21 protein-coding genes and 1 riboswitch are annotated in these 24,779 nt (G+C 62.6%); of the genes, 7 read left to right on the top strand and 14 right to left on the bottom strand.

The features are described 5' to 3' along the window. Nucleotide 1: 1 nt before the first annotated feature. From LNV08_RS04110 to LNV08_RS04120, 3 genes are read right to left on the bottom strand one after another with little or no spacing between them, the layout of a single operon-like run. Complete coding sequence (locus LNV08_RS04110) at nt 2-1,108, bottom strand: S-(hydroxymethyl)glutathione dehydrogenase/class III alcohol dehydrogenase (protein ID WP_263532951.1); 1,107 nt, start codon at nt 1,106-1,108, stop codon at nt 2-4. Next, a complete protein-coding gene (gshB, locus tag LNV08_RS04115; RefSeq protein ID WP_263532396.1) occupies nt 1,108-2,070 on the bottom strand; it encodes a glutathione synthase in 963 nt (320 codons plus the stop codon). The genes LNV08_RS04110 and gshB overlap by 1 nt, the downstream gene beginning before the upstream one ends. Before the next feature lie 14 nt (nt 2,071-2,084). Further along, a complete protein-coding gene (locus LNV08_RS04120) occupies nt 2,085-3,251 on the bottom strand; it encodes a benzoate/H(+) symporter BenE family transporter (RefSeq protein WP_263532397.1) in 1,167 nt (388 codons plus the stop codon). Nucleotides 3,252-3,340: 89 nt separating this feature from the next. Between LNV08_RS04120 and LNV08_RS04125 the strand changes: the two genes are divergently transcribed. After that, nucleotides 3,341-4,126, top strand: a complete 786-nt coding sequence (locus LNV08_RS04125; protein ID WP_263532398.1) for a class II glutamine amidotransferase — start codon at nt 3,341-3,343, stop codon at nt 4,124-4,126. 15 nt (nt 4,127-4,141) lie between these two features. Here LNV08_RS04125 and LNV08_RS04130 read toward each other — a convergent pair whose 3' ends face one another. Together LNV08_RS04130 and gshA are read right to left on the bottom strand one after the other, a co-directional pair. Beyond that, complete coding sequence (locus tag LNV08_RS04130; RefSeq protein WP_263532399.1) at nt 4,142-5,992, bottom strand: potassium transporter Kup; 1,851 nt, start codon at nt 5,990-5,992, stop codon at nt 4,142-4,144. 152 nt (nt 5,993-6,144) lie between these two features. Then, the gene (gene gshA, locus LNV08_RS04135) at nt 6,145-7,419 is read right to left on the bottom strand and encodes a glutamate--cysteine ligase (protein ID WP_263532400.1); all 1,275 of its coding nucleotides are present in this window, start codon (nt 7,417-7,419) and stop codon (nt 6,145-6,147) included. 124 nt (nt 7,420-7,543) lie between these two features. Here gshA and LNV08_RS04140 point away from each other — a divergent pair, with 124 nt between their 5' ends. Beyond that, on the top strand, nt 7,544-7,945 hold the full coding sequence (locus LNV08_RS04140; RefSeq protein WP_263532401.1) for a response regulator transcription factor: 402 nt from the start codon (nt 7,544-7,546) through the stop codon (nt 7,943-7,945). 95 nt (nt 7,946-8,040) lie between these two features. On the opposite strand, the gene amt is transcribed toward LNV08_RS04140, so the two are convergent. The 3 genes from amt to LNV08_RS04155 are packed head-to-tail and all read right to left on the bottom strand — an operon-like array spanning nt 8,041 to nt 10,727. After that, nucleotides 8,041-9,573, bottom strand: a complete 1,533-nt coding sequence (amt, locus tag LNV08_RS04145) for an ammonium transporter (protein WP_263532402.1) — start codon at nt 9,571-9,573, stop codon at nt 8,041-8,043. Between the two features lie 26 nt (nt 9,574-9,599). Then, nucleotides 9,600-9,938 carry a P-II family nitrogen regulator gene (glnK, locus tag LNV08_RS04150; protein WP_263532403.1) on the bottom strand — a complete coding sequence of 113 codons (339 nt, stop codon included), beginning with the start codon at nt 9,936-9,938 and terminating at the stop codon, nt 9,600-9,602. Between the two features lie 36 nt (nt 9,939-9,974). Further along, on the bottom strand, nt 9,975-10,727 hold the full coding sequence (locus LNV08_RS04155) for a TorF family putative porin (protein ID WP_263532404.1): 753 nt from the start codon (nt 10,725-10,727) through the stop codon (nt 9,975-9,977). 256 nt (nt 10,728-10,983) lie between these two features. On the opposite strand from LNV08_RS04155, the gene LNV08_RS04160 reads away from it, so the two are divergent. Continuing rightward, entirely contained in the window at nt 10,984-12,495 is a 1,512-nt protein-coding gene (locus LNV08_RS04160) for a YifB family Mg chelatase-like AAA ATPase (protein ID WP_263532405.1), read from the top strand. Nucleotides 12,496-12,596: 101 nt separating this feature from the next. Here LNV08_RS04160 and LNV08_RS04165 read toward each other — a convergent pair whose 3' ends face one another. Both LNV08_RS04165 and metH read right to left on the bottom strand, forming a co-directional pair. Beyond that, complete coding sequence (locus tag LNV08_RS04165) at nt 12,597-12,968, bottom strand: hypothetical protein (RefSeq protein ID WP_263532406.1); 372 nt, start codon at nt 12,966-12,968, stop codon at nt 12,597-12,599. Nucleotides 12,969-12,972: 4 nt separating this feature from the next. Continuing rightward, nucleotides 12,973-15,717: a methionine synthase gene (gene metH / locus LNV08_RS04170; RefSeq protein ID WP_263532407.1), complete on the bottom strand. Its 2,745-nt coding sequence runs from the start codon at nt 15,715-15,717 to the stop codon at nt 12,973-12,975. A 54-nt stretch (nt 15,718-15,771) separates the two neighbouring features. Beyond that, a riboswitch (S-adenosyl-L-homocysteine riboswitch) is annotated at nt 15,772-15,890 on the bottom strand. 84 nt (nt 15,891-15,974) lie between these two features. Between metH and LNV08_RS04175 the strand changes: the two genes are divergently transcribed. Continuing rightward, nucleotides 15,975-17,168, top strand: a complete 1,194-nt coding sequence (locus LNV08_RS04175) for a hypothetical protein (RefSeq protein ID WP_263532408.1) — start codon at nt 15,975-15,977, stop codon at nt 17,166-17,168. Here LNV08_RS04175 and LNV08_RS04180 read toward each other — a convergent pair whose 3' ends face one another. The 4 genes from LNV08_RS04180 to LNV08_RS04195 all read right to left on the bottom strand — a co-directional run bounded on the left by LNV08_RS04180 (nt 17,169) and on the right by LNV08_RS04195 (nt 20,839). Beyond that, nucleotides 17,169-18,227 carry a homocysteine S-methyltransferase family protein gene (locus LNV08_RS04180; protein WP_263532409.1) on the bottom strand — a complete coding sequence of 353 codons (1,059 nt, stop codon included), beginning with the start codon at nt 18,225-18,227 and terminating at the stop codon, nt 17,169-17,171. Nucleotides 18,228-18,335: 108 nt separating this feature from the next. Then, complete coding sequence (locus LNV08_RS04185; RefSeq protein ID WP_263532410.1) at nt 18,336-19,097, bottom strand: ProQ/FinO family protein; 762 nt, start codon at nt 19,095-19,097, stop codon at nt 18,336-18,338. A gap of 69 nt (nt 19,098-19,166) precedes the next feature. After that, nucleotides 19,167-19,847, bottom strand: a complete 681-nt coding sequence (locus tag LNV08_RS04190) for a DUF4197 domain-containing protein (protein WP_414858677.1) — start codon at nt 19,845-19,847, stop codon at nt 19,167-19,169. 26 nt (nt 19,848-19,873) lie between these two features. Continuing rightward, nucleotides 19,874-20,839: a fumarylacetoacetate hydrolase family protein gene (locus LNV08_RS04195; RefSeq protein ID WP_263532411.1), complete on the bottom strand. Its 966-nt coding sequence runs from the start codon at nt 20,837-20,839 to the stop codon at nt 19,874-19,876. A gap of 166 nt (nt 20,840-21,005) precedes the next feature. Here LNV08_RS04195 and LNV08_RS04200 point away from each other — a divergent pair, with 166 nt between their 5' ends. The 3 genes from LNV08_RS04200 (at nt 21,006) to LNV08_RS04210 (ending at nt 24,777) form a co-directional block, all read left to right on the top strand. Then, nucleotides 21,006-21,905, top strand: a complete 900-nt coding sequence (locus LNV08_RS04200; protein ID WP_263532412.1) for a DUF3108 domain-containing protein — start codon at nt 21,006-21,008, stop codon at nt 21,903-21,905. A 167-nt stretch (nt 21,906-22,072) separates the two neighbouring features. Further along, nucleotides 22,073-22,366 (top strand): DUF3567 domain-containing protein, encoded by a 294-nt coding sequence (locus tag LNV08_RS04205; protein WP_263532413.1) that lies wholly within the window; start codon nt 22,073-22,075, stop codon nt 22,364-22,366. A 110-nt stretch (nt 22,367-22,476) separates the two neighbouring features. After that, on the top strand, nt 22,477-24,777 hold the full coding sequence (locus tag LNV08_RS04210) for an ATP-binding protein (RefSeq protein WP_263532414.1): 2,301 nt from the start codon (nt 22,477-22,479) through the stop codon (nt 24,775-24,777). Nucleotides 24,778-24,779: the final 2 nt, after the last annotated feature.

Raw genomic sequence — 24,779 nt, forward strand, 5'->3', positions numbered from 1 at the left:
CTCAAAACTCCACCACCGCGCGGATCGACTCGCCACGCTTCATCAAGTCAAAGCCTTCGTTGATGCGCTCAAGTGGCAGCTTATGCGTGATCAAGTCATCGATATTGAGCTTGCCGTCCATATACCAATCAACGATTCTTGGCACATCGGTGCGGCCGCGCGCACCACCAAAGGCCGAGCCCTCCCATTTGCGCCCGGTTACCAGCTGGAATGGTCTTGTGCTGATCTCGGCGCCCGCCTCGGCCACGCCAATGATGATGCTGCGCCCCCAGCCCTTGTGTGTGCATTCCAGCGCATCGCGCATGACCTTGGTATTGCCTATGCACTCAAAACTGTAGTCGGCACCGCCATCGGTCAGTTGGACGATCTCGTCCACCACATTGGCGACGTTCTTCGGGTTGATGAAGTGCGTCATGCCGAACTTGCGCGCCATCGCCTCTCTGGCCGGGTTCAGATCGACGCCAATGATCTTGTCCGCACCGACCATTTTGGCGCCCTGGATCACGTTCAGGCCGATGCCGCCGAGACCGAACACCACCACATTGGCACCGGCCTCGACCTTGGCCGTGAACAGTACCGCGCCGACACCCGTGGTGACGCCACAGCCGATATAGCAAACCTTGTCAAAGGGCGCGTCCTCGCGAATCTTGGCCAGCGCAATGCCCGGCACAACGATGTGGTTCGAAAAAGTCGAGGTGCCCATGTAATGAAAGATCGGCTTGCCGTCGATCGAGAAGCGCGAGGTCGCGTCGGGCATCAAGCCCTTGCCCTGGGTCGAGCGGATCGCCTGGCACAGATTGGTCTTGCGCGAGAGGCAGAATTTGCACTGCCGGCATTCGGGCGTGTAGAGCGGGATCACATGGTCACCGGGCTTGAGCCAGGTGACGCCCTCGCCCACTTCGAGCACGATGCCCGCGCCTTCGTGACCAAGGATGGCCGGGAAGATGCCTTCCGGGTCGGCGCCGGACAGCGTGTAGTAGTCGGTGTGGCAAATGCCGGTGGCTTTGACCTCCACCAAGACCTCGCCGGCACGCGGGCCGTCGAGTTGCACCTCTTCAATCGTCAATGGGGCGCCGGCTTTCCAGGCGACGGCGGCGCGGGTCTTGATCATGCTGATTTCTCCTCGTTCAGCGCCTTCTCCAGGGCATCGATAAACATCTTGGCCACATCAAAGCCGGCCTGGTCGGTGATCTCCTGGAAGCAGGTCGGGCTGGTGACGTTGACCTCGGTGAGGCTGTCGCCGATCACATCCAGGCCCACCAGCAAGAGGCCGCGTGCGGCCAAGATGGGGCCGGCGTACTCGGCGATCTCGCGGTCGCGCTCACTGATGGGCCGGGCCACGCCTTTACCGCCGGCCGCCAAGTTGCCGCGCACCTCGCCGCCCTGCGGAATGCGCGCAAGGCAAAAGGGTACCGGCACGCCGCCGATCACCAGCACGCGCTTGTCGCCGTCTTTGATGGCGGGTAAGTAACGCTGCACCATGACGGTCTCGGCGCCACCCTTGTTGAGCGTCTCGATGATGGCGCCGAGGTTCATGCCATCGGCCCCGACGCGGAAGATGCCGGTGCCGCCCATGCCGTCCAGCGGCTTCAGGATGATGTCGCCATGCTCGGCGTGGAAGGCGCGGATCGCCGCTTCGCTGCGCGTCACCAAGGTCGGCGGGCAGTATTGCGGAAACTGCATCAGGGCCAGCTTCTCGGGATGGTCGCGCAGCGCCTGCGGCTTGTTGAAGACGCGCGCGCCCTCGCGCTCGGCCTGCTCCAGCAAATGGGTGGCGTAGAAGAACTCGCTGTCAAAGGGCGGGTCTTTGCGCATCAAGACCGCATCGATCTCGGCCACGACCAGATCCGCACGCTCGGTTTCGGTGAACCAGTTGTGCGCATCTCCGGTCAAGGTGATGGCGCGGGCCTGCTGCGCCATCACGCGCCCGCCCGAGCGCCAGATCAAGTCCTGCACCTCGCAGGCCCAGAGCTGATACCCGCGCTTGGCCGCCTCACGCATCATGGCAAAAGTGCTGTCCTTATAGGTTTTGAAGGAAGCTAAAGGGTCGGCAACGAAGAGCAGTTTCATAACAATCATTCCTCTTATTTCGAACGCAATTGATGCACGGACAAGGCCAGGCCACCCGCCACGGCGCCCCAAAAGGCCGAGCCGATGCCGGCTACCTGGAGGCCGGACAAGGTCACCAAAAAAGTCAGGCAGGCCGCGTCACGGTGTTTTTCTTCCTTCAAGGCGGTGGCCAAGCCGCCGGCGATGGTGGAGATCAAAGCCAAGCCCGCCACCGCCGCCACCAGCTCGCGCGGAAAGGCGACCAGCAGCCCGACGACCGCGCCGCCGGCCAGACCCACGGCAATGTACACAAGGCCGGCCGACATGGCTGCGGTGTAGCGCCGCGCGGGGTCGGCGTGCGCCTCGGGGCCGTTGCAGATCGCCGCCGTGATGGCCGCGAGGTTGAAGGCAAAGCCGCCAAAAGGGGCCAGCAACAGGCCGGTGAAGCCGGTCACGGCCAAGGTGGCAGAAACAGGTGTGCGGTAGCCGGCTGCGCGCTGCACCGCCACGCCGGGCAAATTCTGCGAGGCCATGGTGACCAAGAACAAGGGGATGGCCACACCCATCAAGGCAGCGAGGCTGAAACTCGGGGCGGTCCAGACCGGCTGCGCCCAAGCCCAGTCGACGGCTGCCATCTGAACCCGCCCCTGCCCAAAAGCAAGCGCCATGCCGGCCAGCAGCACCCCTGGCACTGCATAGCGCGGCCAGCAGCGCTTGCCCAAGAGGTAGGCGCCGGCCATCAGCAAAACCAAGGTTGGCGCCGACTTGACCGCCAGCACCGCATCAAGACCGAAGCGGGCCAGTACACCGGCCAGCAAGGCGGCGGCCACGGCCAGAGGGATGCGGTCCATCAGGCGCTCGAACCAACCGGTCAGCCCAAACAACAAGATCAGACCGGAGCTCAGCAAAAATGCGCCGATGGCCTCGGGCATGGAAACGCCGGCAGTGGCGGCGATCAAGGCGGCTCCCGGGGTAGACCACGCGGTCAGAATCGGCTGTCGGGTCCAGTACGACAAGCCTAGACTCGTGACCCCCATGCCCAGGCCCAAAGCCCAGATCCAGCTGCTGGTTTGAGCCGCTGTGGCGCCAAGCGCTTGTGCGGCCTGAAAAATAATCGCCACCGAGCTGGTGAAACCCACCAAGACCGCGACAAAACCGGCCACCATGCTTGAGACTGAGAGATCATTGAGGCAGCGCTGCATGTGCACAGCATAGCCGCACGGACGATGTGGTGCAGGCCAGTGCCACACCGCTGGGTTTGAGCGCTAGAGATTGAAAGGAACTTGCGCCGATGTGTAGATTTCTCGCCTATCTGGGGCCATCGATTTTCTTGGATGAGCTGGTGTGCAAACCGCAACATTCGCTGGTACGCCAATCCTTGCGGGCCGATCAGGCCAAGGCCGTCACCAATGGCGACGGCTTCGGCGTGGGCTGGTATGGCGAGCTGACTTCACCCGGGATTTACCGCGAGGTGATGCCGGCCTGGTCAGACGAGAACCTGCTGGCGCTGTGCAGCAATGTGCGCTCGCATCTGTTCTTCGCCCATGTGCGCGCCGCCACCGGCACCGGCATCGCCAGGCAGAACTGCCACCCGTTTCGCTACGGCCCCTATCTCTTCATGCACAACGGCCAGATTGGCGGTTATGGGCAAATCCGCCGGGCGATGGAAGCGCGGCTGCCGGATCATCTTTATGCCGAACGCCGAGGCGCCACCGACTCGGAGTTGCTGTTCTTGCTGATCATTGCGCGCATCGAGGCGGGCCAGCCCGTCACGCAGGCGGTCAGCCAGATCCTCAATGAGACGCTGGCGATGATGCATGTCTTGAACATCCACGAGCCCTTGCGCTTTGCCGGCGCCTTGGCCGATGGCCAGCAGGTGCATGCTTTTCGCTTCTCCAGCGACCATCGCGCACCGACGCTGTATCTGCGCCGGGATGGTGGCGAAGGCCTGGTGGTGGCCTCAGAGCCGCTGGCCGACGAGCAGGACGGCTGGACCCTGATCGCGCCCGGCAGCGTTGTACATCTGGCGGCAAACGGGGTGAGCAGCAGCGAGGTGCTGATGGAAACCATCAGCTGAGTCCTCGCCTGCGGCTTAGATTTCGACTTTAGACCCCAACTCCACAATCCGATTGGTCGGCAGATGCAGGAAGTCGGCCGCTGCGGCCGCGTTGCGGTGCATGCTGGCGAAGAGCTTTTCACGCCACATCGCCATGCCGCCATTGCCTATGGTCGGGATCACGATGTCGCGGGAAAGGAAGTAGCTGGTCTCCATGTCTTCCAGGATGACGCCGTTTTGCTCCAGCAGGCGCAGCGCATCGGGCACATCGGGCTCGTTCTTGAAGCCGAAATGCAGGCTCACCGCCCAGCACTGATTGCCCAGCGCGACCACTTGCACGCGCTTGTCAAAGCCCACCCAGGGCACCTCATGGTGCTTGACGGTAACGAACAGATTCTGCTCATGCAGCACCTTGTTGTGCTTCAAATTGTGCAGCAGGGCGTTGGGCGTGACACCGGCCTCGGCCGACAAAAACACGGCCGTGCCCTCGACCCGTACCGGCGGACTCAGGAACACCGCGTCGAGAAAACTCTTCAGGTCGATCGCATCCTCGCGCAGCTTGCTGCTGAGCATGCGCCGGCCTTGCTTCCAGGTCAGCATCAAGGTGAACATGCCGATGCCAATCATCAGCGGGAACCAGCCTCCCGCGACCAGCTTGAGCATGTTCGAGGCCAGGAAGGTCAGGTCGATGACGAAGAAGAAACCGGTCGCGGCCACGCACAAGGCCAGCGGGTACTTCCAGCCATAGCGAATGACGAAGAAGGTCATCACCGTGGTGATGGTCATGTCTATGGTGACCGCAATACCGTAGGCACCGGCCAGCTTGCTGCTGGAGCCGAACAAGACAACCGCCAAGATGATGAAGACAAACAGACCCCAGTTGACGAACGGCACATAGATCTGGCCGGTATCGCGCTCGGAGGTGTGCAAGATGCGCATGCGCGGCAAGATGCCCATTTGCACCGCCTGCTTGGTGACCGAGAAGGCCGCCGTGATCAAGGCCTGCGAGGCCACTACGGCCGCGGCGGTGGCGAGTAAAAAGAGCGGGATCTCCGCCCAGGCCGGCGCCAAATTGAAGAACGGGTTGACGACCGCTGCGGGCTGCGCCAGGAGCATTGCACCTTGGCCGAAATAATTGACCACCAAGGCGGGCATGACGATGCTGAACCAGGCCAGGCGAATAGGCTTTTTACCAAAATGGCCGAGGTCGGCATACAAGGCCTCGCCCCCGGTCACTACCAGAACAACCGCGCCCAGCGCCACAAATGCGGCCCATTTGTGCTCCAGGCAAAACGCCAGCGCATAGGCCGGGTTGACGGCTACCAACACATGCGGATTTTCCAGGATGTGCGGCAGGCCCAAGAGCACCAAGCTGCCGAACCAGGCCAACATGACAGGGCCGAAGGCCTTGCCGATGCCGCCCGTGCCCAGGCGCTGCACGGCGAACAGGCACGCCAACACGATCAGGGTCAAGGGCAGGATCAAATCATGCAGTTGCGGTGCATACACATCGATACCCTCAACGGCGCCTAACACCGTCATCGCCGGGGTAATGACCGCGTCGCCGTAAAAGATCGCCGTGCCGAACAAGCCCAGCAGCATCAACTTGCGGCGCAGCGCCGGCTGGTCATTGACGGCATTGGTGGCCAGCGCCAGCATCGCGATCAAGCCCCCTTCGCCGTTGTTGTCGGCGCGCAGGATCAGCAGCACATACTTGATCGAAACGATGATGGTCATCGTCCAGAACAACAGCGACAGCACGCCGAGGATGTTGTCATGCGTCGGCAAGATGTGGCCGCCATGGAACACTTCCTTCATCGCATAGAGCGGGCTGGTGCCGATGTCGCCGTAGACGACGCCCAAGGCACCGAGGGTCAATCCGGCCATCGCCGTGTTCGAATGACCCCCAGATGGGGCAGTGTTTGAAGAACTCACGTGGTGTTGCCGCGCGCGCTGCGCCGCCAAGCCAAAAGCGCTATTCTGCGCCCACTTTGCTGCACTGCGTCAAAACGAATGCGCAGTTTTTTCGGCCAAGCGGCTCAGGCGTAGACCTCGGCCTCCGGGTCGGTCACTTCCAGCTCGTAGCTGGCCGCCACCGCACCCAGGCGTGCGATCACGCCATACATATAGAAGCGATTCGGGCCGCTTGAGCCCGGCTTCTCGCCCAGACGCGGCAGTTGAGAGGCCTGCGCAAAGGCCAAAGGCACATAGCTGGCACCTGGGGCGCTGAGGTTTTCATCCACGCCGCGGTCAGCATGCACGCGGTAAAAACCGCCCACCACATAGCGGTCCATCATGTAGACCACCGGCTCGGCCACCGCATCATTGACCCGCTCATGCGTGACAACGCCCTCTTGCACCACGAGCTGCGTCAGCCCTTGCAGGCTTTGCGATGCGCTGAGCTTGGCGCTGAGCTCTTTGGCATCCCGCAAGGTGATCGGCCCCGAGCCTTGACTGCCAGCATCAGGCTTGATCACCACAAAAGGCTTTTCTTGGATGCCGTATTCCTTGTATTTGCGTCGGGTTTTGGTCAAGACCGCATCGACCTGCGTCTGCAAGGCTTCCAGGCCGGCACCGCTGCTCAGATCCTCGCCCGCCACCGCGACCGTCAGCGGATTGATCAGCCAGTGGTCCATGCCCAGCAGCTTGGAGAACTTCTTGGCCACTTCTTCATAGGCCTTGAAATGCTGACTCTTGCGACGCACCGTCCAACCCGCATGCAGGGGTGGCAGCAGATACTGCTCATGCAAATGCTCCAGCACGCGCGGCACACCGCTGGCCAAATCATTGTTGAGCAGCACGGTACAGGGGTCAAAGTCCTTCAACCCGAGCCGGCCCCGGCTGCGGATCAAGGGCTCCAGCGTCAAGCTGCTGCCGTCGGCCAGGTTCACAGCGGTCGGTTCGGTGATGTTCGGGTCCAGCGAGCCCAGGCGGACGTTCAAGCCGGCCTGGGTGAAGATGCGTTTGAGCGTCGCGATATTGCTCAGGTAAAAGCTGTTTTGCGTATTGCTCTCCGGAATCAAGAGCAAATTCTTGGCCTCGGGGCAGATTTTCTCGATCGCGGCCATGGCTGCCTGCACCGACAGCGGCAACATGTCTTGCGTCAGGTTGTTGAACCCGGACGGAAACAGATGCGTGTCGACCGGGGCCAATTTGAAGCCGGCGTTGCGCAGATCCACCGCGCTGTAAAAGGGCGGCGTGTGCTCCATCCATTCGAGCCTGAACCAGCGCTCAATGGCCGGCATCGACTCCAACACGCGCTGTTCCAACTCATTGATCGGGCCAGTCAGTGCAGTTATGAGGTGGGGAACCATGGATGTACTCGAAGCGGGATTGACTGATTCTAGAGACAAGTGCACATGGGGCCGTTGTTCTGAAAACCAAGGCCGGCCGAACAAGTCTATGCTTAGGGTCATTGCTTCCAGGGTCCGCCATCCGATGTCAAAAATACTCGTCGTTGAAGATCACGCCGACATCCGTCGTCTGGTTCGCTGGGCCTTGGAGGACAGTGGGCACACGCTCTATGAAGCGCCCAATGGCGCCTTGGGTCTGGAGCTGGCGCGCACCGTCCATCCGGACTTGGTCTATTTGGACGTGATGATGCCCGGCGGTTTGGACGGGATCGAGGTGTGCGCTCAGATCCGCAAGGATCCGGCCCTCGCACACACCTTGGTCGTGATGCTGACCGCCGACGCGGCGCAGCAGACAAAAGCCAAGTCCTTGGCGGCCGGCGCCAATTTCTTTTTGCCCAAGCCCTTCAGCCCGGCCAAGTTGCTGGAGCTGACCGAGGTCTTGCTCAAGGCCAGGCCCAAACCGGAGGCGCCCGCCGAACGCAGCTAGCGAACGGTCGCGAAAACAAAAAAAGGCTGCCCGAGGGCAGCCTTTTGCTTAAGCAGCGCAAGCTCAACCAAGCCGCGCCACCCTCTGCTTGCTTTTTACTTGTGATAAGCGGTCTCGCCGTGCGAGCTGATGTCCAGGCCTTCGCGCTCTTCTTCTTCCGTCACGCGCAGACCGATCACCAGATCCACCAGTTTGTAAGCCGCCAAAGAGACCACGGTCGACCAGATCACGGTCAAGCCAACGGCCTTGGCCTGAATCCAGACCTGACCCGCGATCGAGAACGCTTCTTGCGTCACCATCGTGACCGTGACCCAGTCGCCCACCAAGCTCGGGCCACCCAAGGCGGGTGAGTTGAAGACGCCGGTCAGCAAGGCGCCAACGATACCGCCCACACCGTGCACGCCGAACACATCCAGCGAGTCATCTGCACCGAGCAGCTTCTTCAGGCCGGTCACGCCCCATAGGCAGGCAAAACCGCCGATAAAACCGATCACCAATGCACCACCGATGCCGACGTTACCGGCTGCCGGCGTCACCGCCACCAAGCCCGCCACCGCACCGGAAGCCGCACCCAGCATCGACGCCTTGCCCTTGAGCAGCGCCTCGCCCAAGCACCAGGCCAAGACCGCAGCAGCCGCTGCCACCAGCGTATTGATAAAGGCCAGCGCGGCGAAGCCATTGGCTTCCAAGGCTGAGCCGGCATTGAAGCCGAACCAGCCGACCCACAGCAGCGAAGCACCGACCATGGTCAGCGTCAGGCTGTGTGGCGTGAAGGCCTCCTTGCCGTAGCCGACACGCTTGCCGATCATGTAGGCACCGACCAAGCCGGCCACCGCCGCATTGATGTGCACCACGGTGCCGCCGGCGAAGTCCAGGGCACCCATTTGCCAGAGGAAACCGGCCTTGGCGTTCATCTCGTCCACCACGCCTGCGGCCGTGTAGGCGTCCGGGCCCATCCAGAACCAGACCATGTGCGCGATCGGCAGGTAGCTGAAGGTGAACCACAGGGCCAGGAACATCAGCGCGGCCGAGAACTTGATGCGTTCGGCGAAGGCGCCAATGATCAAGCAAGCGGTGATGCCGGCAAAGGTAGCCTGGAAGGCGGCGAAGACGATCTCAGGGATGACCACGCCCTTGCTGAAGGTCGCCGCGTTAGCGAAGGTGCCGGCCGCGTTGTCCCAGATGCCCTTCATGAACAGGCGATCGGTGCCGCCGATAAAGGCGTTGCCTTCGGTGAACGCAAAGCTATAGCCGTACAGCACCCACAGCACGACGATCATCGAGAACGCGACCATCACTTGCATCAGCACCGATAGCATGTTTTTGCTGCGCACCAGGCCGCCATAGAACAGGGCCAGACCGGGCACCGTCATCATGATGACCAGGAGCGTGGACAACAACATCCACGAGGTGTCGCCCTTGTTGGGAACGAGTGCCGGCGCAGCGGCCGAAGCGGCTTCAGCGGCAGGTACAGCCGCTGCTGCAACAGCCGGCGCAGCGTCTGGCGCCGAAGCTGGGGCCATCACGGCGCTGGCCACAGCTGCCGGGGCGGCAGCATCTTGTTGGGCCCAGGCGGCAGGTGCGAGCACCGCTGCGGCCAGAGCGAGGCAGGCGAGAAGTTTTTTCATGTCTTGTTCTCCACGGAAATCTTGCGTCAGAGGGCTTCGTTGCCGGTCTCGCCGGTGCGAATGCGCACCACTTGGTCCAGCGGCGAGACAAAAATCTTGCCGTCACCGATCTTGCCGGTGCGGGCGGCGGCTTCAATGGCATCGATCACCTGCTCGACCACGGCGTCATCCACGGCGGCTTCGATCTTCACCTTGGGCAAAAAGTCCACGACATATTCGGCGCCGCGGTAGAGCTCGGTATGGCCTTTTTGGCGGCCAAAGCCCTTCACCTCGGTCACGGTCAGGCCCTGCACGCCGATGGCGCTGAGGGCTTCGCGAACTTCATCAAGCTTGAAGGGCTTGATGATGGCTGTAATCAGTTTCATGCTGTCTATCTCCGATTTCTATTGCTGGATACGAGCTCAGAAAGTCTTCTTCACCGACACGACCAGACCGTCTTTGCCCAGGTTCTTCATAGACGGGCCGCCCTTGTAAGCGTCCGTGTTGGTGCCCACCACGGACGCGCCAAAGGTGAAGCCGGCGTAGTCCTTGTTCAGCGTCAGCGAGTAGTCGGTATAGCTGCCCGCGCTGTTGTTCTTCACCTTTTGGTAGCCGACATGCGGCACCACGGTGAAACCGCCGCCGACGTCAAAGGTGGCCGACACATCCAGGTAGCCGCTGCCCTTGCTGTCGGCGGTGCCGAACAAATTGGTCACGCTGTGCGAGTACTTGGCCGTCATCGGGCCAAAGCTCAAAGCACCGTAGACCTCGGTGGTGTCGGCCTTGGGGTTCAGATCGTTGCTGGGGTAGATGTAAGTCAGCGCGCCCACATCCAGCGTCAAGCCGCTGGCGATCTCGGTCTTGTAGCCGCCGTAAACGTCGATTTCCACATTGGCGCCGCCGTTATAGGGCGCGTCCTTGATCCACTTGATGGTCGAGGCCCAGGTACCAATGTAAAAACCGTTGGCAAACGCGTAATCCGCGCCGCCTTGCAGCGCAGGGTTCAGGCGCGACTGCGACAGACCGCGGTAGCGGTAGTCCGAGGTCACACTGACGTTGAAGGACAAGGGGCTGGCAGCCTCGGGGGCGGCCTCGGTCTTCGCCGCTTCTTCGGCCTGGGCCATGGTGGCGCCCAGAGTCAGCGTGACAGCAAGCACAGCAAAAATCGACTTCATGGCAGGGTTCCTAGCTTTGGGATTAAAAAGGGGTGGATCAGAATTTCTACGGGACCTGCTCTCCCTTTGCAGCTTTCGTGCCAAGTCATATCGCCCCTAGCCATCAGCTTGCAGGCGCTTCGCACCAGAATGGACCTGCGCTGGGCACAACCCAAACTGGTGCACGCACCATGGCTGTGCAAATAGCTGCGCAGGCCCTCACAGCGTGCACAATTGCTGACAAGGTCCCGGCAAGACGGGGCCAGGGGAGCGCCCTATGTCATTGGCGATCGTTCAAAGCCGGGCTCTGGACGGCTTGAGTGCAGCGGCCGTCAGCGTCGAAGTGCATCTGGCCAATGGACTTCCTTCTTTCACGCTGGTTGGGCTCGCGGAGACCGAAGTCAAAGAATCACGTGAGCGGGTGCGTGCGGCGCTGCAAAACAGCGGCCTGAGCTTCCCCCACAATCGCCGCATCATCGTCAACCTCGCCCCTGCCGAACTCCCCAAAGAAGGCGGACGTTTCGACCTGCCGATTGCGCTGGGCCTGCTGGCTGCCAGCGAGCAGATCGATGCGGCGCGACTGGCCGAGTTTGAATGCGCCGGCGAGTTGTCGCTGGGCGGCGAATTGCGGCCGGTGCGCGGCGCGCTGGCCATGAGCCTGGCACTGCGCCAGGAGCAATCGACCCGCAGCCTGATCTTGCCCCCGACCAGCGCGGCCGAGGCGGCCTTGGTCTCGGGCATCAAAGTCTTGCAGGCCGACCATCTGCTGGATGTGGTCGCAGCCTTGGTGCCCGGCAGTGATGCGCCGCTGGCACCGGCCACGCCCTTGACCCGCGCCGAAGCGCCGGCCCCACCCGATCTCAGCGACATCAAAGGTCAGGCCGGCGCCAAACGCGCGCTAGAGATTGCTGCGATCGGCGAGCACAGTCTCTTGATGGTCGGCCCACCGGGCACCGGCAAGTCAATGCTGGCCCAGCGCATGGCCGGCTTGCTGCCGCCGCTGAGTGAGGAAGAGGCCTTGGCCTGCGCATCGGTGCTGAGCCTAGCCGGGCAGTTTGAGCCAGCACGCTGGGGCCAACGCAGCCTGCGCAGCCCACACCACAGCGCCTCCAGCGTGGCCCTGGTCGGCGGTGGCTCGCCGCCTCGCCCGGGTGAGATTTCGCTGGCTTTGCACGGCGTATTGTTTTTAGATGAGCTGGCCGAATTTAGCCGTAGCGCCTTGGAGGCGCTGCGCGAGCCGATGGAGACCGGCCGCATCCTGATTTCGCGCGCGGCCCGGCAGGCCGAGTTCCCTGCGCGTTTTCAATTGCTGGCCGCCATGAACCCCTGCCCCTGCGGGCATCTGGGCAATCCGCTGCGCGCCTGCTGCTGCAGCCCCGATCAAATAGCGCGTTACCAAGGCAGACTCAGCGGCCCATTTCTGGATCGACTGGATCTATTGATCGAAGTCCCGATGATACGGCCGAGTGAGCTGGCCGGCATGGCCGCTGGCGAGAGCAGCGCCGTCGTGGCGGCTCGAGTCGCGGCGGCACGCGAGCGCGCCATGGCTCGGCAAGGCTGTAGCAATGCACGGCTGGCAGCTCAGCAACTGGAGCAGCATATAGGGGCCGAGCCCGCCGCACAGGCCTTTTTGCTGAAGGCAGCCGGTCAACTCGGCCTGTCGGCACGCGCCTATCACCGCCTGCTGAGGGTCGCACGCAGCATCGCCGATCTCGAAGACAGCCCGAGGGTCACAACCCCGCAAATGGCGGAGGCGATTCAACTGCGGCGCGGCCTGCGCTCGATATAAGGCCACAGAAGGTAAAACCACAAAAAAGGGCGTGTCCTTAGACACGCCCCTGGTAAGCTATCGGCAGCCAAGGCTGCCGTCATATCTCAGTCACGCCCGCCCTAACGCCTGCGCTTGCTGAGCTGGCCCAAGATCCAGTAGGGCACGGCGACCAGCATGATCAAGGGCAACAGCGGGAACATCATGAAGCGAGGCATCCTCGACCCACTGGGGATATTCATATCGGCCGCCACGAACAAGAGCGTCAGCACCAAAGCAAAACCGGCGATCACCCACAAGGCCGTGCTCGCCGAGATCAAACCGAAATAGGCGAAGGGCAGTGGCGCTGCCAGCAGCAAGGCCAGTTGACCGAGCAGGGCCGCACAGCCGCGCTTGCCCGACGAAGCGTCGGCAACAACGCAAGTGGTCAGAAGCACGATCAGATAGGCCACCAGACCCAGCAACCAGGGCGATACATCCATATAGGCCTTCATCGCTTTACAGCAGCGGCGCCAAGGCACGCTGGGCGGCCTCTTGGTTCAGCTGCATGCGCTCGGCCCAGTCCTGCACCTGGTCCTCGCCAATCCGACCCACATTGAAGTAGGCCGCGTCCGGGTGAGCAAAATAAAAGCCAGAAACGCTCGCCGCTGGCGTCATCGCCATGCTGTCGGTCAGACCCATGCCGATTTCTTCCGGCGCCAAGGCCTTGAACAAGGCGCGCTTGACCAAATGATCGGGGCAGGCCGGATAGCCGGGTGCCGGCCGGATGCCGCGGTACTGTTCCTTGATCAATTCCTCACTGCTCAGCGCTTCGTCCGCCGCATAACCCCAGAACTCGGTGCGCACGCGCTGGTGCAGGCGCTCGGCAAAGGCCTCGGCCAAGCGGTCGGCGATGGCCTTGAACATGATGGACGAGTAGTCATCCAAGTCGGCGACGAACTGCGCTTCTTTCTTCTCGGCGCCTAGGCCTGCGGTGACCGCAAACAGGCCGATGTAATCCGGCACCGCACCCTTGGGTGCAACAAAGTCCGACAAGCAGCGGTTCGGGCGCCGCACGCCGTCCACCACCGGACGCTCCGACTGCATGCGCAGGCCATGCCAGGTCATCAAGACCTCGCTGCGGCTCTCGTCGGTGTAGATCTCGATGTCGTCGTCATTCACCTGTGCGGCCGGATACAAGCCGAACACGCCGCTGGCCGTCAACCAACGCCCGGCGATCAGGCGCTGCAACATGCGCTTGCCATCGCTGAACACGCGCTGAGCTTCCGTGCCGACGATCTCGTCCTTCAAGATCGCAGGGAAGGGCCCGGCCAGATCCCAGGTCTGGAAGAACGGCGCCCAGTCGATGTAATCGGCCAGTTCGGCCAGGTCGTAATTGCGGATCACCCGGCGGCCAATGAACTGCGGCACCGGCGGGGCGTAACTTGCCCAATCCACGGCATGCTTGTTGGCCCGCGCCTGGCTCAGGCTGACCATAGGCGTCTGCTTCTTGTTGGCATGCAGATGGCGCACCTGGTCGTAATCGGTCTTTAGCTCGGCAATGAACTTGGCGGCTCGGTCGTCGCTGAGCAAATCACTGCAGACACCGACGCTGCGCGAGGCATCCGGCACATAAACGACCGGCCCCTCGTAATGCGGCGAAATCTTCACCGCCGTATGCACCCGGCTGCAGGTTGCGCCGCCAATCAACAAGGGCGTGCCGCGCGAGCGGAAATGCTCGTCCCGCTGCATCTCGGCCGCCACATGCTGCATCTCTTCCAGGCTTGGCGTGATCAGGCCGGACAGGCCGATGATGTCGGCGCCCTCTTCCTTGGCCTTGGCCAGAATGTCCTGGCAGGCCACCATCACGCCCATATTGACGACTTCGAAGTTATTGCACTGCAAGACCACGGTGACGATGTTCTTGCCGATGTCATGCACATCACCCTTGACGGTCGCGATGACGATCTTGCCCTTGGGTTTGGCTTCGCCGCCGGCGTCGATCAAGGCTTTTTTCTCGGCTTCGATATAGGGCAGCAAATGCGCGACCGCCGCCTTCATCACCCGCGCCGACTTGACGACCTGGGGCAAGAACATCTTGCCGGCCCCGAAGCGGTCACCGACCACATTCATGCCGGCCATCAAAGGGCCTTCGATCACATGCAGAGGGCGCCCGCCACTGGCTTGTATCGCTTGCCAAGCTTCTTCGGTATCGGCGGTGATGAACTCGGTGATGCCGTGCACCAGCGAGTGACTGAGTCGCTCGTTGACATCACCGGCACGCCAGGCGAGGCGCGCCGTGTCATCGATCGACATGCCCTTGGCGCGCTCGGCCACTTCGATCAGGCGCTCGCCGGAATCGGGACGGCGGTTCAAGACGACATCCTCAACCCGTTCACGCAACTCGGCGTCGAGGTCGTCGTACACACCCACCATGCCGGCATTGACGATGCCCATGTCCATGCCCGCCTTGATCGCGTGATACAGGAACACGGTGTGGATGGCCTCGCGCACCGGGTCATTGCCGCGGAAGCTGAAGCTCACATTGGAGACGCCGCCCGAGACCTTGGCGCCGGGCAGGTTCTGCTTGATCCAGCGCGTTGCCTCGATGAAGTCGACCGCGTAGTTGTTGTGCTCCTCGATGCCGGTCGCGATGGCGAAGATATTCGGGTCGAAGACGATGTCCTCGGGCGGGAAACCGACCTCATCCACCAGCAGCCGGTAAGCGCGCTCGCAGATCTCGATCTTGCGCGCAAAGGTGTCGGCCTGGCCCTGTTCGTCAAAGGCCATCACGACCGCCGCGGCGCCGTAACGCCGCACCAGCTTGGCCTGGCGCTTGAACTCGGCCTCGCCTTCCTTCATCGAGATCGAGTTGACGATGCCCTTGCCCTGTATGCACTTCAGCCCGGCCTCGATGACGCTCCATTTGCTGCTGTCAATCATGATGGGCACGCGCGCGATCTCGGGCTCGCCGGCGATCAGATTCAGAAAGCGCACCATGGCCGCCTGGCTGTCCAGCATGGCCTCGTCCATATTGATGTCGATCACCTGCGCGCCGTTCTCGACCTGCTGGCGGGCGACGGCCAAGGCGTCCTCGAACTGACCATTCAGAATCAGCCGGGCGAAGGCCTTGGAGCCGGTCACATTGGTGCGCTCGCCGATATTGACGAACAGCGTGCCGGCATCAACCTGCACCGGCTCCAAACCGGAGAGCTTCATCGCCGGTGGCGTTGAAGAAAAGGTGCTGGCGGAATTTGTGTTCATGGCGGCCTCGAGAAAACATCGGGCCGCGAACTCACCGCGGCCACGAAAAGCATGGATCGGTGAGCGTCGTTATCAGCAGCCCAGATCGGCGTGGACTGCCTGTTCAAGCCTGGCGAGCCTCCGCCGATCTCGCGATCGATGCGGGTGGACTGGTCGCAACGCTCCTTGAACCGTGCGCGATTTTACGCACAGCGCGGCTTTGCCCTGAATTTAGCGCCTGGGCGGCCGACAATCAGGCAGCGAAAACTGCAAAGCCCATGGACTTGATACAGCTCCCCCCCAACAGCCTGCGCGTCGGCCAGGTTTTGACGTTTTCCCTGCGCGACGCGAGCGGCAAGCTGCTGGTTGCCAGCGGCCAGACCCTCAGCAATGCGCCGCAAATGCAGGCCTTGCTGGCCAGCGGCGTCTGGGTGTTGGCGCATGAAACCAAGGAATACCAGCGCGCCATGGCGCACAAGATGGACACCTTGATGCATCAAGGCGCCAATCTGGGCGACATCGTCAAGGTGCAGGCCGACTTCGTCAAACCCGATCGCAATAAAAAAGTCGATCTGGGCGAGCAGGCGGCCTGGGCCGATCTGCAAATGCACGCGCACAGCCTGCTGCGCGACCCGCGTACCGATGACTTCCGGGGTCGCTTCCAGCAACTGCACAACGATGCGGTGGCGCGCCTGAACAACAAGCCCGATGCGATCCTGATGTTGTTGATTTATGACGCCGCCCAAGGCTTCGAAAAGTACAGCGGTCGCCACGCCCTGCTCTGCCTGGCGCTGGCCGAACTCTGCGCGGCCAAGCTCGGCTGGCCCGATGACTGGCGCCTGGCACTGACGCAAGCGGCACTGAGCATGAACATCAGCATCAGCGCCCAGCAAGACCGCCTGGCCTCTCAGGTCGAAGAACCCTCCTACAGCCAAAAGCAAGCCTTGGTTTCGCACGGCGACCGCTCGGCCGCCTTGTTGAGCGAGTTGGGTGCCAGCTCCGAGCTGTGGCTCAAGACCGTTTGCCTGCACCATGACGCCGGCCCTGGCCCTTTGGCGGGGCGCGCCCCGGCCGAGCAACTGGCGCGTCTGTTACGGCGCATCGACATCTTCGCCTCGCGCATCAGCCCACGCGGCTCCCGCAAGGCACAACCCGGCGCGATGGCCGCGCGGGCGGTTTTTCTGGATGAACTGAAGCAACCCGACGAGGCCGGTGCGGCCATCGTCAAGACCCTGGGCCTCTACCCGCTGGGCAGCTTGGTGCGCTTGGCCAACGGCGAGGTCGGCATCGTCTTCAAGCGCGGCCATAGCGCCACCGAACCTATGGTGGCCAGCCTTTTAGGCAAGAGCGGCAACCCCTTGAGTGAGCCGGTGCCGCGCGACACGCGATTGGCCAGCCAGGCCGTCAGCGCCAGCCTGGCGCCGCATGAGCTGAAGCTGAGGGTGTCGATGGAGAAGTTGTTGAAACTCTGATTAGCCTGCCACCAACTCGCTGAAGAACTTCTGGCCGCTGGCCCGCGGTTTGTAGGCCGAGACCTGGCGCGCAATCGCCGCGATATGGTCGGGTGTCGTGCCGCAGCAGCCGCCCGCGATATTCAAGAAGCCGCTACGGGCAAACTCTTCCATCAGGCGGCCGGTCACATCCGGCGTCTCGTCAAAGCCGGTGTCGCTCATCGGGTTGGGCAGGCCGGCGTTCGGGTAGCAGCTGATCGCTGTCGCACCGGCCGCCTTGGACAGCTCCTCGATATAGGGGCGCATCAGCGTGGCACCCAAGGCGCAGTTCAGGCCAATCGCCAAGGGGCGGGCGTGACGCACCGAATGCCAGAAGGCGGTCACCGTCTGGCCCGACAGAATGCGGCCGGACGCATCGGTGACGGTGCCGGAGACGATCACCGGCAGGCGCTCACCGGTGTCTTCCATCAACTCGTCCAAGGCAAAGATGGCGGCCTTAGCGTTCAAAGTGTCAAAAATGGTCTCGACCAGGAACAGATCAACCCCGCCTTCCAGCAGCCCCTTGGCCTGCTCGTAGTAGGCTGCGCGCAAGGTGTCGAAATCGACATTGCGGGCGCCGGGGTCGTTGACGTCGGGGCTGATGCTGGCGGTGCGCGGCGTGGGCCCGAGCGCTCCGGCGGCGAAGCGGGGTTTGTCGGGCGTGCTGTATTTGTCGCAGGCGGCGCGGGCAATGCGGGCTGCCGCCACATTCATTTCAAAAGCATAGGCTTCGAGGCCGTAATCCTCTTGCGCGACCAAGGTGGTGCCGAAGGTATTGGTCTCGATGATGTCGGAGCCGGCCGCGAGGTATTGCTCGTGGATCTCGCTGATCACATCGGGCCTTGTCAGCACGAGCAAATCGTTATTGCCCTTCAGGTCCTTGGGGTGGTCGGCAAAGAGCTCGCCCCGGAAATCGGCCTCAGTCAGTTTGTAGCGCTGGATCATCGTGCCCATGGCGCCGTCGAGAATCGCGATGCGTTGCTGCAGGATGGCGGGCAGGGCCGCGCCGCGCGTGTAGGTGATGTTGGAGGCGGTATTCATGCCGCCATTGTAGAAAGCCGCTGAAGCTGTGCAAAAAACGGCTTGAAATAACAAAGACGCCCGCTGGAAGGCGGGCGTTCACATCAATAGATCGGCAACTCAGGCAGCTTAGGTGCGCGGGCGGCCTTGCGCACCACCGCGCCGGCCGCCGCGACCGGCGTCGCGCTCTTGCGTGCGCTCGCGGCTGCGAGGTGCATGCTGCGGGCGGCCGTCGCGCGGCTCACGCGCCTCGCGTGCCGGAGGCCGCGCGGCCGCTTCTTGGCGGGCAATCTCCAACAGGCCCGGCAACTCCTCGGGCGTCACGCCCTTGAGTGCGCAGAAGTTCGGCAGGGTCAGTGTGGTGCGCTCGAAATCATGCAAGAGCCCGGCACGGTTGCGCGCCTGCGCCTGTTCCAGCTCGAGTCGCTCTTGCTGCAGCCCACGACGGCGAGTCAATTCTTCGACCGCTGCCGCTCGGTGTTCGTCGCTCAAATCACCGGCTGGCTGGCCGTCCAAGTCAAAGCGGGTGCGTGCCTTGCTGATGGCCATCAGATAGCTGGTGCTGCCGGTATGGCGGCGCAAAAAGGCCGACAAGGCTGCCTTGGTGAACACGCCCGGGGCACGCTCTTGAATATCGGCCTGAACGCGCAGCTTCAGCGGCTTGACACCGCCACCGACGAAAAGCGCTGGGAACAGCTCCTTGAGCTTGGCCGCACAGGCGGCCGGGCTCATCTCCTTGGCGGCAAGCACGGCGGCGGTCGCTGCCTCGGCCGTTGCTTCAGGCGCAGGGACTGCGGCCTCGGCCTGCACGGCGCCGGCTGAGGCTTCCACAGGGGCTTCGGCCGGGATGTCCAATGCCGGGATTGGCGCGGGGGTAAGAGCTTCGTTCATGGGCGGGCGCTGAAAAACTTCAAAAGGAATCAAGCCCGTATTGTCCACTGGACCGGACTTGACCCGAAATCAGCCGCCAAACACCTTTTTCAGCAAGGCGCTGCCGCTGGCCAGCGGGTCTTTGCGGATCTTGCGTTCCTCCTCGGCAATCATCAAAAACAAGCCGTCCAGCGCCCGCTTGGTCACGTATTGCTGAATATTGGCGTCCTCACTCTTGACCAGCCCGAAGCCGACACCTTTGCCGGCCACCGCGTTGTATTTGTCGGCCAGCGCGACCTTTTCGGTCGCGTGCGTCACGATGGGCAAAAATTGCGCCGTCAAGGGCTCACGCGTCTTGCCGGCAAAGAAGCGCGTCACCGAGTCGTCATCGCCCTTCACGATCTGCAGCGCGTCTTCAACGCTCATGGACTTGACCGCGTTGAGCAACAAGGGCCGCGCCGCCGGCACTGCGGCTTCGGCGGCGCGGTTCATGGCCAGCAACAAGTCGTCGACCTGCTTGCTTTGACCCGTCATCTTCAGCAGCTTGGCGCCGTCTTTCAGGTAACCGGGCAGCTCGATCTTGACGGCCGGGTTGCCCATAAAGCCATCCGTTTTGCCCAAAGTCGCAATCGCCGCTTCGGCACCACGTTCAAGTGCCAGTCGGATGCCGGAGGCTGCGTCGCTCTCGGTGGCCGCCGCCCAGGTCATCGCTGAGGGCGCCAGCATGCCGCCACCCATGGCCGCCCAAATCATCATCTGTCTGCGTTGCATCTTGTTAGCTCCCGTTTTGGAAAAACTCAGGCCTTGATCGCTTCGGAGGCTACCTCGGCAGCTGCCTCAAACAAGGCCCCGACGTCCTGATCAATCGCGCCGAACACGCTCAGGCCATCGCGGCCCTTTATTTCTATGCGAATGCTATCGCCGAATTGCATGTACTCGGTCTTGGCTTGGCCGGCTTCCAAGGCTTCGAGCGCGCGCTTTTCGGCAATGCTGGCGAAGCCCCGGGACGCATCCTTGTTGGCAACATAGCCCGAACCGATGACGCTGCCGGCACGCAAGCGGCGCGTCTTGGCGGCATGCGCGATCAGCTGGCCGAAGTGAAAGCTCATGTCGGACCCGGCTTCGCACAAGCCCACCTTGCGGCCGTTCCACATCACCTGCAGCGGCAGATCAACCCGGCCGGCGCTCCAGGCCCCGCCCAGCTCATCGGGCGTGACGGCGACCGGGCCGAAGGCACTGAGCGCTTGGCTGTGCAGCTCGCCCGAGCGCACATTGCGCAAGCGCCAGTCATTGACCAGCGCCAGCAGGCGAACACCCTCCAGCGCTTGCGCCGGCTGCGTGCCGCAAGCGATGTCGCCGGTGATGACGGCCAAACCGGCTTCAAAATCAATGCCCATTGCCTCGGATGCGAACAAGGCTGGCTCGCAAGGACCCAAAAAATCATCGCTGACGCCGCGCGCCATTGCCGGCTCGCTGAGCTGGCTGGCGGCCGTGCTTGGATAAGCGCCGCCGCTCACCCGTTGATAGGCGCGCGGCAGCGGCGCCATGCATTGCTTGGGCTCGAAGTTGAACGCATGGCGCAGCTTGCCATGGTTCAGCTGGGTGTAAAGCTCCTCCAGCTGTGGCGACAAAAAGCCCCAATCGTCCAGCACCTGCTGCAGCCGCGTAGCGATGCCGTTGGCGTAGTGCGCCTGACTCATATCGCGCGACACAACGATCAGTTGGCCGTCGCGCGACCCATCTCTATAGCTGGCAAGTTTCATCGGGGGTTTGAAAGCGGCAAAGCGTTAAACAAAAAGCTGGCAGCATTGTCCAATGCGCAGCGTACCAAGGATCAAACCAACTCGGCTTTTAGGGCCCGGGGCCGCCGGCTCGCTGCGCCCTTGGGTTTGGGGAACAGTGCTGAGCCTGGGTCTGCACTTTCTGCTGATGGCACCTCGGCACAAGCCTGCTCATCCCGTCCAGGCCCACGCGCCGGCCATCAAGCTCAGCCTGCCAAGCGGCACAGCAGCGACCGAGCCGCCCAAGACAACGGAGAGGCCCCCCACCGCCGCTGCAGCCAAGCCCGCGCCGGTAAAGCAGCAGATAGAGAAACCCTTTGTCGCACAACCCTTGCCCGAGGCTGTGGCCTCAGACTTGCCGGCTTCAACTGCAGTTGCAGTCGCGGTCGCACCGGCCGTCGATTGGCGCTATTTGCTGCTGCAGAACGACGCCCGAGGCCAGGCCAGACTGAGTTGGCAGCCGGGTGGCGCCGTCTATACCCTGCGCCTGGAACGGGAGCTGGAAGGACGGCCACTCCCAGGCTCAAACAGCCAGGGCCGCCTGGATACGCAGGGCCTGAGCCCCGAGCGCTTCACCCAGCAGCGACCGGGGCGCCAGGGTCAGGCGCCGCGCGATGCAGCCGCGACCAATTTCCGGCAGGGTGAAAGGCAAGACCAAATCAGCTTTTCCGCCAGCACCGAGCAAGTTCCCATGCCAGGCGGCGTACAAGACCGCATCAGCTGGTGGCTGCAGCTGGCCGCCATCGTTGCCGCGACGCCGCAGCAGTTTGTGCCCGGCCGGGAATTGCGCATGATGGTGGCGGGCCTGCGCGGCGAAGCCCGCGAGTGGATCTTTGAGGTGCTGGATCGCCAAGACCTGGCCTTGCCGGTGGGCCCGATACCCCAAGCCGTGCACCTGCGCCGCGCTGCACTGGGGCCGTACAGCGGCGAAATCGAGCTTTGGCTAGACCCCGCCCGCCACCACCTGCCGGTGCGCCTGCTCGTCAAGCTGCCCGACGAACGAGACTGGGAACTGCAGCTGCTGGATGAGGGTTTGCCTCAACCCTGATTCAGGGGGGAGATCGATAATTTTTGACGCTTTGAACATGAATATCTGTCTTCGATGCGCCGAAATGAACCGAGTTCTGACATTATTTGTGCACGGTCAGGTGCTTTTCTGCCGATAAGGCTTGAAACAGGCGCCGCTGGCCGCAGTTGACGCTGAAAGGAGCCACCATGCACATGCTTTACAACTCCCCCAGTTTCAGTGTCGTCAAGTTCGACATTCAAGTAACTGAGCCTTTGCCGGGCGAATTTTTGCTGGCCAACCCCGACCTGCAGCTGAACCGCGGCGGATTCGAGATCGTCGACAAATTCAGCCGCAAAGAAATCTTCATCGAAGGCGCGCTGGCCCAGCAGTTTCAGGACGGCGTCGAGGCCTTGATCGAGCAAGATCCGAGTGAAGAAGATCTGGATGACTTCATCGAGGGCTACGCCAAGATGGGCCATCAACCGGTGGTCATGCACTGAAAAGGGCTGAAAAACAGCGCCTGACCCACTTGTCCTCGGCGCGCGGCTGAGACAAGATCGGGCAGCGCCGCGCAGTCTGTGGTGCACAAGACTGCAAGGAGCTGTCCATCATGGTCAAGCGTTTGACTGACGCGCGTGTCCTACCGTCACCGGGCCTCAAGGAGGCGCCGGTGATGGATCGGATGTGCACGCAGTTCGTGCTGACGCTGACCGTCAAGCATGCCGGACGCTTCAATCTCCGCCGCGACTTCAACGGCCTCTTGTCCTTCACCGGCCGCCACTTGGTCTGGCCAACGCGTGTCTTGGGCCGGCTGCGCGACTACCTGAATCAACGCTGCGTGGCCAATGAGTTATGGAGCGGCCATGAGGCGCTGAGCGATGAGGCCTTTTTGCAGCGCCACGGCGTTTGGAGTGGGCCGTTTTCGGAGTCCACGCTGTTCTTCTACCTCGACGAATATGTCAAGGACGCGCCCAAGGACATGATGGCCTTGCTGGCCACCACCAGCGAATGGCTGGACCGCCAACTCAGGCGCGAGTCAACCTTGGTGGAGAAAAATATCGAGGCGCTGGGTGCGCTCTTGCAGCTCAATCCGGCCGAAAGAGCGCTGCTGCTTTATGGCACGCTGGCGCGTTACCAGCGCGAGTTGCGCGGTGCGCTCGTCGAGTTCAAGGTCAACACCGCGCAGGAAGCTTTTGCGGCGATTGCGGCGGTGGCCGGCGTCAACGCGCAAGAGGTGGCCGAAGCCTTGCGCGCAGGCTCCCGGCTCGAGCGCATCGGCATGGTCGAGAACCTGATCTCCGAGCACAACATCACCGACCTGGCCGACCTGATGAAGGTCAGCGATCAGCTGCCGCCGGTCCTGATGCGGGAGTACAAAGGGCCGCACGATTTGATGGCGGTGTTCACCCGGCCGGCCGCGCGCAGCCTCTTGAGCGCCGAGGATTTTCAGTTCGTTGCCGACGACCTCGCCGTCTTGAACCGCCTGCTGGGCAACGCGGTGAAGCGCCACGAAGCCGGCGTCAACGTATTGCTGTATGGCCCGCCAGGCACCGGCAAAACTGAATTGGCCAAGGTCGCGGCGCAAGCCGCAGGGCTGGATCTCTATGAAGTCGAATATGCCGACCGCGAAGGCAATTCGCTGTCCGGCCGCGACCGCTACCGCTCGCTGCAAATCAGCCAGGTTTTCCTCAAGGCCAGCGAGAACGTGGCCTTGCTGTTCGACGAGGTGGAGGACGTGTTCCCGCCCTTGTCCAGCGACACCGCGCAGCTGATTGCACGCATGGACTCGGCCTTGGACGCGCCGACCTCGGGTTCGGTCAGCGGCAAGGCATGGGTGAATCAGATTTTGGAGACCAACCCGGTGCCGGTGATCTGGATCACCAACCGCATCGAGCAAATCGATCCAGCCTTTCGGCGCCGTTTTCAGTACCACCTGGAGCTGAAGTCGCCGCCGCCGGGCGCACGCCTGGGCCTGGTCACCAAGGCCTTGGCCGATGTGCAGGTGAGTGCAGACTTCACCGCCAAGCTTGCCGAACGGCGCGGCCTGACGCCGGCGCAGATCCGCACGGCCGTGCGCTTCGCCCAACTGGCTGGGCAAGGCGACGAGTGCGAGCGCATGATAGAGCGCCAACTCGAAAACGCCGACAAGGCGCTGGGCCAGCGCAGCCGCGAGCGCTTGGCGCGGCCGGTCGTCACCCAGTATGCGCTGGACTTGTTGAACTGCGAATCTCGCTTTGAGATCCCGCGCATCGTGAGTGCGCTGGAGAAGCGCGGCTGCGGCAATCTGTGTTTTTATGGCCCGCCCGGCAGCGGCAAAACCGCGTTGGCCGAACATATCGCCCAGACCCTAGGCCGGCCCTTGATGATCAAGCAGGCGAGTGATTTGTCCAGCAAGTTTGTCGGCGAGACCGAACAGAATATGGCGCGCATGTTCGAAGCCGCAGCGGCCGAGAACGCCGTGTTGCTGCTCGACGAGGCCGACAGCTTTTTGCGCAGCCGCCGCATGGCCGAGCGCAATTACGAGGTGTCCGAGGTCAATGAAATGCTGGCCGGCATGGAGCGCTTTGCCGGCATTTTCATTTGCACGACCAATTTGTTTGAAGATCTCGACGAAGCGGCGCTGCGCCGCTTTGCCTTCAAAATCGGCTTCAAAGCGTTGACGCCGGCTCAGCGCGAGCGGATGTTTCTGCGCGAGGCGCTGGGCGACGAAGGCGCAAGGCTCGATGACGATCAAATGCAACGTTTGGCTGCCTTGGATGCCTTGACGCCGGGCGACTTTGCAGCTGTGCGCCAGCAGGTCGAGATTCTCGGCGAGCCCTTGACGGCGGACGAGTTCTTGGCACAGTTGGAGGCCGAGCATCGCATCAAGCCGCAGGTGCGCAATCGACGCGCGATGGGTTTCAATCACTGAGC

Source organism: Paucibacter sp. TC2R-5 (assembly GCF_025717605.1).
Classification (GTDB): Bacteria; Pseudomonadota; Gammaproteobacteria; order Burkholderiales; family Burkholderiaceae_C; genus Paucibacter_A; species Paucibacter_A albus.